Here is an 11,092-nt window from a genome sequence, read left to right as displayed (position 1 = left end):
CCACACCGTCGCGCCCGCGTGGTCGCGCTCGGCGCGACTGACTGCCGACCGATGCCAGACCACGGCCGGGGCCGCGCGTTCGCTGCCGACATTCGCGGAATCGATCCCGGATTCCCGGCCGGTCACCATTCCCGCGGCGACCGTTTGATCGGTCACCGGATCGATCAGGATGAAGCTGCCCGTGCGCCGATTCTCCCGATACGGGTCCGACAGCAGCGGACGACGGCTGCGCAACCGGATGCGCGCGATGTCGTTGAGCGACAACGTGGTGATGTCCTCGACCCGGTGCAGCGTGTTCACATCGAGGCGGTAGTCGATGGCCGTGACCTCCGCGGACGAGGTCTGCGCCGCGGTGCGCACCAAGTACTGGGCACCCTCGCGCAACTGAGCACTCTCGGAGAACCAGCACACCATCGCGTCCAGGTCGGTGCCGATGTGTGGACGGTTACCCGGCCGGGCGAGCAGGTCCCCGCGCCCGACATCGATGTCGTCGTCCAGCGTCAGCGAGACCGCCATGCCGGTGAACGCCTCGTCGACCTTCGTGCCACCCGGGCCCCAGATCTCCTTGACGTGGGAGGACCGCCCGCCGGGCAGCACCACCACTTCGTCGCCGGGCTTGAAGATGCCGCCCGCGATGGTGCCCGCGTAACTGCGGTGGTCGAGTCCTTCCTGCGCCCGGATGACGTACTGGATCGGCAGCCGGGCATCGATGAGGTTGCGGTCCGAGGCGATGTGCACGTCCTCGAGGTGGCGCAGCAACGGCGGTCCCGGATACCAGTCCATGTGCTCCGAGCCGTCGACCACGTTGTCGCCGAGCAGCGCCGACACCGGCACGAAGCTCAGATCGCCCACCGTCAACTTGGCGGCGAACGCGGCGAACTCGGTGCGGATCTCCTCGAAACGCTCCTGCGACCAGTCGACCAGGTCCATCTTGTTCACGCACACCACCAGGTGCGGCACGCCGAGCAGCGTCGCGAGGAACGCGTGTCTGCGGGTCTGTTCGGAAACGCCGGTGCGGGCGTCGACCAGGATCAGCGCGAGGTCCGCGGTGGACGCGCCGGTCACCATGTTGCGGGTGTACTGCACGTGCCCGGGGGTATCGGCGATGACGAACTTGCGGCGTGGTGTCGTCACGTAGCGATAGGCGACGTCGATGGTGATGCCCTGCTCGCGTTCGGCGCGCAGGCCATCGGTGACCAGCGCGAGATCGGCCGCCGCGCCGCCGCGTTCGGTGCTGACTCGTTCGATGGCGGCGAGTTGATCGTCGAACAGGGACTTGGAGTCGTAGAGCAGCCGGCCGATGAGGGTGGACTTGCCGTCGTCGACGCTGCCCGCGGTCGCCAGTCGTAACAGGTTGCGGCGCATCAGAAATAGCCCTCTCGCTTGCGGTCTTCCATGCCGGTCTCGGAGATCCGGTCGTCGGCGCGGGTGGCGCCGCGTTCGGTGAGTCGGGTGGCTGCGGTCTCGGCGATCACCTTCGCCGCGGTGTCGGCGCCGCTCTCGACGCAACCGGTGCAGGTGGCGTCGCCGACCGTGCGGAATCGGACGGTCGCCTCGAACGTGCGCTCACCGGCCTTCGGTGTGATGAATCGGCCGGCCGACAACAGCATGCCGTCGCGTTCGATGACCTGACGCCGGTGCGCGTAGTACAGCGACGGCAGCTCGACGGCCTCGCGGTCGATGTACTCCCAGATGTCGAGCTCGGTCCAGTTCGACAGCGGGAACACCCGGATGTGCTCGCCGGGCTGATGGCGGCCGTTGTAGAGGTTCCACACCTCGGGTCGCTGTGCTCGCGGGTCCCATTCGCCGAAGCTGTTGCGGAAGCTGAACACTCGCTCCTTGGCGCGCGCCTTCTCCTCGTCACGGCGTGCGCCGCCGAATGCCGCGTCGAATCGGTGCTCACCGATCGCGCGCAGCAACGTGGTGGTCTGCAGCGGGTTGCGGGTGCCGCCGGGGCGTTCCACCGCGCGACCCGTGTCGATGTCGTCCTGGACCCGGGCGATCTCGAGGCGCGCGCCGGTGCGTTCGGCGGTGCGGTCGCGGAACTCGATCACCTCGTCGAAGTTGTGGCCGGTGTCCACGTGCAGCAGCGGAAACGGCAGCGGCGCGGGCCAGAACGCGCGTCGCGCCAGGTGCAGCAGCACCGCGGAATCCTTGCCGCCGGAAAAGAGCAGGGCCGGTCGCGCGAGTGTGGCCGCGACCTCCCGGAAGATGTGCACCGACTCGGCCTCCAAGGCCGCCAGATGCGATAACTCGTACCCCGCCTGCACTGTTCACCCACTTCGTTCGCGCGGTTCGCCGGGGAACTTTCCCCGACGGGTTGCGATGTCGAATATTCGACGCTATTGTTCGGTATTGTGACACCGACGATAAGCCGGGCCGAGCGCGCCGGTCAAGAGGTGACCCCGGATTCGATGGGTGATGCCGAGATTCCTGGCGCCGCGTCGCCGCCGACGCAGCGCGTGGTGAAGGTGCTCGAGCTGCTGTCACGACATGCCACCGACCGTTTGTCGCTGGCTCGGATAGTGCGCGAAGCGGGGCTCTCGCGCGCCACCGCGCACGCCGTACTCACCCAGCTCACCGCCGATGGCTGGACCGTGCGCGACGACGACGGCTGCTACGGCATCGGGCTGCGGCTGCTGACCGTCGCCCGGCGTGCCGAAGCGGCGTTTCCGCTGCGTCGCACCGCGGTGCCGCACCTGCGAGACCTGTCCGAGAAGGTGGGTGTACCGGTGTTCCTCGCCGAGCGCGCCGGGGACAGCATCGTGGTCACCGAGGTCGTCGGGCATCCCTCGGCCGGTTGGATCCGTCCGGGCAGGCGCCTGCCGCTCGCGCCCCCCGTCTGTCGCGAATTCATCGCCTGGGCGCCCGAACCCGTCCAGCAGGCCTGGCTGGCCACCGCCGACCCGACCCACCGCGACCGCCTCGCGCGCGTCCTCGCCGAGATCCGCACCCGCGGCTACTCGGTCGAACGGCTGGTCGACGATTCGACACCGATGCTGGAAGTGCTGGCGGGCCTGCGTGATTCACCGATCACGGCCGCACTGCGCGCCCAGCTCGGTTCCGTCATCACCGAACTGATCACCATCGACTACCTGCCCGACGAACTCGGCCCCGAGAACGCCGTCGTCACGCTGTCCGCCCCGATCCGCGACCGCACCGGTGCGGTCGTCGCCGCGGTCGTGAGCTGCCCCGACAGTCGGTTGTCCGCCCTTGCCTTGAGTGAGCTCGGCGCGGCGACGGTGAACGCCGCCGATCGAATCACCTCCGGCGGCCTCGGGGACTGACTCCGCGTTCGGCTTCCAGTGGCACCCGGGCTGCCCGCGAACGCACCATTTCGAGTTCTCGGCGACGATGGTTCGCCATTACTCTGAGAGGGGATCTGACCGAACGCGACCCGCTCGATGGTCGTGGAGGCAGATGGCGAGGAAGGACGGGCCGTGGCAAACGACAGTGATCGGTGGTGGGAGGCGCCCGGAATGTCAGGCCCCACCCCTGACCCCGCCGCACAACCCCCCGCCGACCCCACCATCCTGCGCTCGCCCGGCAACCCGGCCGAGCAGTCGACCCCCCGACCGCAAGACGGCCCGCAACCCACCGCCACCCCGCAGCCGGGAGCGAATCACCCTGGAAGCGGGCAGCATCCGATAGCGCCCCCCACCGTGTTCGGACAGCAATTCGCACCACCGGGGACGGGCGAACAGCCGTACGGGCAGCAACACGGGACCGGGCAGCAGTGGCAGCAGCCCGGAGTGGGACAGCCGGGGAGCGGTCAGCACCCGTTCGCGCCGCCGACAGTGGTCGGACAACCGTGGACCGGGCAGCAGGCCTACGGGCAGCAACCCGGGGCGGGCCACGATCCGTATGCGGCCCAGCCGGGAAGCGGTCAGCAGGCGTATGGACAGCAACCCGGGGCGGGTCACAACCCGTATGCAGCGCAGTCCGGTGGCGGACAGTCTTATGCGTCTCAGCCCGGAATCGGTCAGCAGCCGTACGGGTCCCAGTTCGGACCGGGTCAGTTCGCCCAGCAGCCGCCGTACGGCCAGCAGCCGTACGGCTATGCGCCACAGCAGTATTCGCCTACACCGCGGCGCAATGGCGGTTCGGGCGCGATCATCGCGGCGATCGCGGTGGTCGTCGTGCTGGTGATCGGGGTCGCCGTCGCCGTCGGGTTCGCTGCCAGCTCCTCGGACGAGTCCACCACCTCGGCGAGCACGTCCACCACCACGACGAAATCAGGACCACTGTCGGGCACCAGTACCGCACCGCTCGCGCCGGGCTCGAAGGGCGTGCTCATCGCCTCCTATCGCGTCGCCTACGACGTGCCGTCGGCGTGGACCCTCCACTCCGAGAGCGACACCATGTCGTTCTCCAATGCGACGGGCGCGATCGACGGTCGCGGTCAGGCGACCGAGGGAGCCGACTATTGCCCCGGCTCGGTGTATCGCGCCATGGCCGCGGTGACCTCGACCACCGAGACCGATGTGGCGGCCGCGGCGAAGAGTGTCGCGAAAATAGCCGCGGCAGGGGGATATTCGGACCCGACCGGCGGAAAGATCAGCGCGCCGACGTCGTTGAAGACCCAGAGCGGAATCAGCGGCCAATTCGTCGAGACCTCGGGCCCGTGGACCCCGCAGATCCCGGGCTGCACCGCGAATGCCTACTCCGTCTACACCTTCGGCTTTCGCAACGCCGCGAATACAACCCTCGTCCTGACCATCCTCGTCGACCGCGGCACCACCGGCGAACTCACCGCCGAACAGGCCAAGAAGATGATCGACAGCCTGCGCCTGGTCTAGCAGCGTCGGCACCACCCCGGTCGCTGTTCGTAGACTCGACTCATGACGGCAGCCGCATCGAATTCGACCGATCTCCCGGCGAGTCTGGTGGAGATGACCGCTGAGCACGTGCGCGCGCAGGTTCTCAGCGGCGCGTTGGCGCCGGGGGAGCGGGTAGGCGAGGAAGCCCTGTGCGCGCGGCTCGGGATCAGTCGGGCGCCGGTGCGGGAGGCGCTGCGGCGCCTGGCGGAGCAGGGCCTCGTCGAGCATCTGCCGCGGCGTGGGTATCGGGTCGTGGTGTGGTCGGCGCGCGACATCGTCGAGTTGTTCGAGGTGCGGCGAGCGCTGGAACAGCACGCGGTGACCGTCGCCCTGCCGAGTACGGACCTGCGGCTGGGGCGGGTGCGCGCGTCGCTCGCGGAACTGACCGCGGCGGACCGGCGCAAAGACTGGGTCGCCCGCGACGACGCCCACCGCCGCTTCCACGCCGAAATCGTCGCGCTGGCGGGCAATCGGCAACTGGACCTCGTGTACGAGCAGATCCTGGTGAAACTACAGCTCGCGATGGCACGCAATCTCCGTGAGGAAACCGAGGTGGGCGCCCGGCGCGAAGGTGTGCGCCGACATGAGGAACTGCTCGCCGCGCTGGAGACCAACGACCCACTGCGGGCGGAGACCGCGCTCCGCAGGCACGGCGAGCAAACATACCTGAAACTCGGTATCTGCTAACACATCCGATACAGACCGAGCCTCCCTTCGTCACACTTTCTGTCGACAATCGACAACATGACAGGCTCTACGGTCACGGAAATCCTCGCCCAGCACCAGGGCGGCAACGGCTCCCCGACCAGAACCGCGGCGCGAGTGGCCGACGCGATCGCCGCGCGCGGCGACGACGGCACCTGGATCACCCCGGTACCCCGTGACGAATTGCTCGCTGCCGCAGCGGCTGTCGAACGCATGCCCGGCGCACGCACGCTGCCGCTGTACGGCGTTCCCTTCGGGGTGAAGGACAGTATCGACGTCGCCGGCTATCCGACAACGCTGGCCTGCCCCGACTACGCCTACCTCGCCACCCGCACCGCACCCGCCGTGCAGCGCCTGCTCGACGCGGGCGCGCTGTTCGTCGGCAAGACCAATCTCGACCAGTTCGCCACCGGCCTCAACGGCACCCGAACCCCGTACCCGGTGCCGCGCAGCGTCTTCGGCGGCGATCTGATCTCCGGTGGTTCCAGTTCTGGATCGGCGCTCGCGGTGGCACTCGGCCAGGTGCCGTTCTGTGTGGCCACCGATACCGCGGGCTCGGGCCGCGTGCCCGCCGCACTCAACGGCATCGTCGGCTGGAAGCCGTCGCGCGGCCTGATCAGCACCGTCGGGCTGGTGCCCGCGTGTAAGTCGCTGGACTGCCTCACCCTCATGGCGACCACTGTCGAGGACCTGGACCTGATCGCCGAGGTGATCATGGCGGTCGATCACGACGATCCGTGGACCCGCGCCAGGGGAGGGCGATTCCCCGGTGGCCCGATCCGGCTCGGTCTACCGGCGCCGCAGGAGCTCGAGTTCTTCGGCGACGACGCCATGCGCGCGGCACACCTCGGTGCGCGAGACAGGTTGCCGGGTATGGGGTTCAGCTGTGTCGACACGACACTCGCACCGTTCCTCGCCGCGGGCGCGCTGCTCTACCAGGGTCCGTGGGTCGCGGAACGTCTGGTCGAATTCGAGGAGTTCCTGACCGATCGGCCCGACTCGATCCTGCCCGTGATCCGGGAAATCCTCGACAGCGGACGCCGATTCAGCGCCGTGGACGTGTTCCGCGCACAGCAGCGGTTGCAGGAACTGCGCGCTGAGGTCGCCCGGATATGGGACGAGGTCGACGCGGTGGTGGTGCCGACCATCGGCACCACTTTCACTGTCCCCGAGGTGCTGGCCGACCCCATCGCGACCAACACCGTGCTCGGCCACTACACCCATTTCGGCAATCTCCTCGACCTGACCGCGATCGCGGTTCCGGCCGGCACCACCCGCGACGGCAGGCCGGTCTCGCTCATGGTGTTCGGCCCGGCACTCGCCGACGACCTCGTTCTCGCCGCCGCCGCACGGCTGCTGGACGAACCGCGCACCACCGCACTGCCCCACCACCTCGGCCCGGTATCCCTCCAGGAGCGACGATGACCGAAATCCCCGCCACCCCGAGCCCGTTCACCTTCGATCCCACCACGACCGCGCTCGTCATCATCGACATGCAGCGAGACTTCCTGCTCCCCGGTGGCTTCGGCGAAAGCCTCGGCAACGACGTGACGCTGTTGCGCACCGTCATCGAACCCCTCTCCGGTGTGCTCGCCTCGGCCAGGGCCGCGGGTATCACGGTGATCCACACCCGCGAGGGCCACCTGCCGGACCTGTCCGATTGCCCACCGTCGAAACTTCGGCGCGGCAACCCCTCGCAGCGCATCGGTGATCCGGGGCGATTCGGGCGCATCCTGATCCGCGGTGAGTACGGCCACGACATCATCGACGAACTGGCGCCGCTCGACGGCGAGACCGTCATCGACAAGCCGGGCAAGGGCGCGTTCTACGCGACCGAACTGGCCCATGTGCTGCAACAGCATTCGATCACCACCCTGCTCGTCGCCGGCGTCACCACCGAGGTCTGCGTCCACACCACCGTCCGCGAGGCCAATGACCGCGGCTACGAATGCCTCGTGGTCGCGGACTGCGTCGGCTCCTATTTTCCGGAATTCCAGCGCGTCGGACTGGCGATGATCGCGGCTCAGGGCGCGATCTTCGGCTGGGTTGCCGGCTCCGCGGATGTCATCGCCGCACTCGGCACCACCGCCCCCGTCACGGCCTAGCGAACAGGATCCACCATGTCCGTCGACACCTCGAAAACAACAGTCACACCGGAACAACCTGCGCCACCGGCACTTCCGTGGTGGACCAGGGGAGACACGAACGCCTTCTTCGGGCTGGCGTTCAACATTTTGGTCAACGTCCTCACCCTGACCACACTCACCATCGCGGTGGTGAAGATTCCCAGCACCGATGTCCTCGGGACGGTGCTGCCCGCCCTCGGCGTCGCGCTCGTGCTGGGCAATCTGTACTACATGGTGCTGGCGCGGCGCCTGGCCCGCCGCGAAGGACGCGCCGACGTCACCGCACTGCCCTACGGGCCGAGCGTTCCGCACATGTTCATCGTCGTGTTCGTGGTGATGCTGCCGATCTACCTGGCCACCGGAGATCCCTTGCAGGCGTGGGCGGCCGGTCTGGCCTGGGCGTTCATGATCGGCGTGATCGTGATGATCGGCGCCTTCGTCGGCCCCTACATCCGCAAGGTCACTCCGCGTGCCGCGATGCTCGGCACCCTGGCCGGCATCTCGATCACCTTCATCGCCATGCGCCCCGCCGCGCAGATGTGGGAGGTGGCCTGGATCGGACTGCCGGTGCTGGCCATCATCCTGATCGGCTTCTTCACCGACATCAAGCTGCCGGGCAATATCCCGGTCGGGCTGGTCGCGCTGCTGGCCGGCACGGCGATCGGCTGGATCGGCGGGTACATGTCGGCACCCGATGTCGCCCAGGCCGCGCACGACATCGCCCTCGGGCTGCCCGACCTGCGCCTGGACCTGCTCTTCGACGGCCTCGGCAACCTCGCTCCGCTGCTGGCCACCGCCATCCCGCTGGGCATCTACAACTTCACCGAAGCCATGAGCAATGTGGAAAGCGCGGCGGCCGCGGGCGACAACTACAACCTGCGCAGCGTGCTGCTGGCCGACGGTTTCGGCGCGGTGATCGGCGCGGGTTTCGGCTCACCCTTCCCACCCGCCGTGTACATCGGTCACCCGGGATGGAAGGACGCGGGCGGGCGCACCGGCTACTCCCTCGCCAGCGGCCTGACCATCGGCATCATGTGCCTGCTGGGGCTTTTCGGCATCCTCGCAACCCTGCTGCCCATCCCGGCGATCGTCCCGATCCTGCTCTACATCGGCCTGCTGATCGGCGCGCAAGCATTCCAGGCGGTGCCGCGGATCCACGCGGTGGCGGTCGTGGCCGCGCTGCTGCCCAACCTGGCGGAGTGGGCTGTCACCCAGATCGACAACGCGCTGTCCGCGGCGGGGACTTCGGCGGCGAAGGTCGGCTCGGACGCGCTCGGTCAAGCGGGCGTGGTCTATGACGGGCTGAAAGTGTTCGGGTCCGGTGCGGTACTGGCCGGTCTCGTGCTCGGTGCGATTGTCACGTTCATCCTCGACAAACGTTTCCGTGCGGCAGGAGTGGCGGCGGTCATCGGCGCCGGATTGAGCTGGATCGGACTGATTCACGCACACGCGGTCGAATGGGCCGCCGCGCCCGGCGTGGCACTCGGTTACGTGTTCTTCGCGCTCGTCTGCCTGGCGTACTCGCTGTTGCCGGCGACAGAGCCCGCTGCTGAGGAGACCACGGGGTAAGGCCGGTCGGCGCGACTCACCAGAGTTCAGGAGTTCTTCGGCACTGTCGCGAGGAAATCGCGGAAGTCGATGGCCGGGTGGCCCGTCAGGTGCGGGACCGCGTCCGTGACCTGCGCGAGGTCGCCCTGGGCGATCGCGGTGTAGGTGCTGACCCAGCCGTCGACCTCCCATTGCGGCGCGTTGTACTTCGCGCGGGAGGCGTAAGCCTCGTCGACGGTCTGCTCGACGTAGCGGAACGGTCGGCCGAGGACTTCGGTCATGTCGGCGGTGGCGGTGGTCAGGCTGAAAGCTCGCGGGCCGGTGAGGTCGAAGGTCGTGCCGTTGTGCGCGTCCGAACCGAGCACCGCCACAGCGCAATCCGCCACATCGGCGCGGGTGACCGCAGCGACTTCGCCGTCTCCGGCCGGACCTTCGATCACCCCGTCCCCGTCGGCGAAATGCGGGATGATGTCCTGGTACTGGTTGTCGCGCAGGAAGGTGAACGCGAGGCCGGAGGCGCGGATGGCCTGTTCGGTGTACCAGTGATCACGGCCGAACGTGAACGTGGCATCGGGCGCGGCCCCGACGAACGACAGATACACGATCCGTTGCACGCCCACGTCTTTCGCGGCGTACACCACCGCCGTCTGCTGAGTCGCGCGGTCGGCGCTCTCGGTGGCCGAGACAAAGAAGAAGGTCTGCACGCCGTCGAGCGCGGCCGCCACGGTGGTCGGATCGCCGAAATCGATGGTGGCCGTGGTGGCGCCGTCGATCGGTGCGATGTGCTCGACGTGGCGGCCCAGCAGTCGCAGGCGAGCGCCCGAGGGGGCGAGCAGACGGGCAACGCGGCCGCCGATTTGTCCGCTGGCCCCTGAAATCGCAATCGTCTCCGGCATCGGTCCAGGCTAGGGGCCCCTCGCGGCACGGTGGGCCGACACGCCCATCGGGTGCGACGACGCGCGCGTCGATGCGCGAATCGCGCCGAGAGATGGTGGAATCGGCGCGTGCGCGTATCGAGTGCAATAGCCGCCTGTGTCGCCGTCGCGGCACTGATTCTGCCCGCAAACCCGGCCGCGGGCGCGGCCGGGGACACGGCCTGTGGGTCCACCCTGTCCCAAAACGACATCGACGAGATCGCGCGGTTGTCGGACACGTCGGCGATCTCCGGCGCCGACAGCCTGGGCCGGCTCGAGGACGCGGTGGCCCGCCATCACCGGATCACCGAGATCCTCGTCGAGCATCGCGACCTCCGCGGGCTGTTCGCTATCGGGCTCGACGGCGTCGAATACGCCGCGGTGATGCCGATGCAGCGCGACCCGGCCGCGTTCGCGAACCGCGAGTACGCGCACGCGATCAGCTCGGAACTGCTGCGCCGATTTCTCGACAATCTGCATGCCGAATTCACCGGCGGCATCGCGGAACCACAATGGGCACACTATTTCGCACTCGCCCGCGACTGCGGGGCGTCGCGCGCCCGCACCGCTATGGCCGGCTACAACGCACACCTCACCGTCGACCTGACCTACTCGGTGGCAGCCGTGGGCAGCAGGCCGGAGAACGCGCCGGACTACTTCAAGATCGTGGCCGGCATCGCCTCGGTCGGCGACGTGATCATCGACCGCACCAAGGCGGCCTACGGCGCCGACCTCGGCCCGCTGTGGCGGTTCTATTTCGTCGGTGAGGGATTGGACCAGCTGTTCGGCGCGGGCGTCGCCACCGAACAGATGCTCATCGCCGCGGACCTCGGCGCGAACACGGTGATCTTCACCAACGGCCTCGCCCTGCAAGACCCCGCTCTCGCGCCCGCCATCCGCACCGAGATCACGGCGTTGTGGCAGGCCGCCGATCTGGCTTTCGAAGCACTGGCCCGGATCAACGCACTCTGACCAAGTC

Annotated in this window: 10 protein-coding genes; 7 read left to right on the top strand and 3 right to left on the bottom strand. The window is 68.5% G+C overall.

The genetic code is table 11. The annotated features are described in order from the left end of the window. A partial coding sequence (locus ACFWF3_RS09620; RefSeq protein WP_379313257.1) for a sulfate adenylyltransferase subunit 1 occupies positions 1–1,365 on the bottom strand: 1,365 nt, incomplete at its 3' end. Beyond that, positions 1,365–2,270: a sulfate adenylyltransferase subunit CysD gene (gene cysD, locus ACFWF3_RS09615; RefSeq protein WP_378994976.1), complete on the bottom strand. Its 906-nt coding sequence runs from the start codon at positions 2,268–2,270 to the stop codon at positions 1,365–1,367. The genes ACFWF3_RS09620 and cysD, both read right to left, overlap by 1 nt. An 87-nt stretch (positions 2,271–2,357) precedes the next feature. Here cysD and ACFWF3_RS09610 point away from each other — a divergent pair, with 87 nt between their 5' ends. The 6 genes from ACFWF3_RS09610 to ACFWF3_RS09585 all read left to right on the top strand — a co-directional run bounded on the left by ACFWF3_RS09610 (position 2,358) and on the right by ACFWF3_RS09585 (position 9,220). Then, positions 2,358–3,287 (top strand): IclR family transcriptional regulator, encoded by a 930-nt coding sequence (locus ACFWF3_RS09610; RefSeq protein WP_379313255.1) that lies wholly within the window; start codon positions 2,358–2,360, stop codon positions 3,285–3,287. A 153-nt stretch (positions 3,288–3,440) separates the two neighbouring features. Then, entirely contained in the window at positions 3,441–4,799 is a 1,359-nt protein-coding gene (locus ACFWF3_RS09605) for a hypothetical protein (RefSeq protein WP_379313254.1), read from the top strand. A 42-nt stretch (positions 4,800–4,841) separates the two neighbouring features. Beyond that, positions 4,842–5,507, top strand: a complete 666-nt coding sequence (locus ACFWF3_RS09600) for a GntR family transcriptional regulator (protein WP_379313252.1) — start codon at positions 4,842–4,844, stop codon at positions 5,505–5,507. A gap of 57 nt (positions 5,508–5,564) precedes the next feature. Continuing rightward, positions 5,565–6,950 (top strand): allophanate hydrolase, encoded by a 1,386-nt coding sequence (locus tag ACFWF3_RS09595; protein ID WP_379313251.1) that lies wholly within the window; start codon positions 5,565–5,567, stop codon positions 6,948–6,950. After that, complete coding sequence (locus ACFWF3_RS09590; protein WP_379313249.1) at positions 6,947–7,630, top strand: cysteine hydrolase family protein; 684 nt, start codon at positions 6,947–6,949, stop codon at positions 7,628–7,630. The genes ACFWF3_RS09595 and ACFWF3_RS09590 overlap by 4 nt, the downstream gene beginning before the upstream one ends. 15 nt (positions 7,631–7,645) lie before the next feature. After that, positions 7,646–9,220, top strand: coding sequence for a regulator (locus tag ACFWF3_RS09585; protein ID WP_378994988.1), 1,575 nt, complete (start codon positions 7,646–7,648; stop codon positions 9,218–9,220). Positions 9,221–9,246: 26 nt separating this feature from the next. Here ACFWF3_RS09585 and ACFWF3_RS09580 read toward each other — a convergent pair whose 3' ends face one another. Beyond that, entirely contained in the window at positions 9,247–10,095 is an 849-nt protein-coding gene (locus tag ACFWF3_RS09580; RefSeq protein WP_379313248.1) for an SDR family oxidoreductase, read from the bottom strand. A gap of 108 nt (positions 10,096–10,203) precedes the next feature. On the opposite strand from ACFWF3_RS09580, the gene ACFWF3_RS09575 reads away from it, so the two are divergent. Further along, complete coding sequence (locus tag ACFWF3_RS09575) at positions 10,204–11,085, top strand: DUF5995 family protein (protein ID WP_379313247.1); 882 nt, start codon at positions 10,204–10,206, stop codon at positions 11,083–11,085. Positions 11,086–11,092: the final 7 nt, after the last annotated feature.

This window comes from Nocardia sp. NPDC060220, assembly GCF_042727815.1.
GTDB lineage: Bacteria > Actinomycetota > Actinomycetes > Mycobacteriales > Mycobacteriaceae > Nocardia.
Note: the sequence above shows the minus strand (reverse complement) of the source record. Positions and strands in the feature narration are given on the sequence as shown.

Coding starts and splice junctions, on each gene's coding strand:
- ACFWF3_RS09595 (WP_379313251.1), top strand. CDS start 5,565: ATGACAGGCTCTACGGTCACGGAAATCCTCGCCCAGCACCAGGGCGGC.
- ACFWF3_RS09590 (WP_379313249.1), top strand. CDS start 6,947: ATGACCGAAATCCCCGCCACCCCGAGCCCGTTCACCTTCGATCCCACC.
- ACFWF3_RS09585 (WP_378994988.1), top strand. CDS start 7,646: ATGTCCGTCGACACCTCGAAAACAACAGTCACACCGGAACAACCTGCG.
- ACFWF3_RS09600 (WP_379313252.1), top strand. CDS start 4,842: ATGACGGCAGCCGCATCGAATTCGACCGATCTCCCGGCGAGTCTGGTG.
- ACFWF3_RS09580 (WP_379313248.1), bottom strand. CDS start 10,095: ATGCCGGAGACGATTGCGATTTCAGGGGCCAGCGGACAAATCGGCGGC.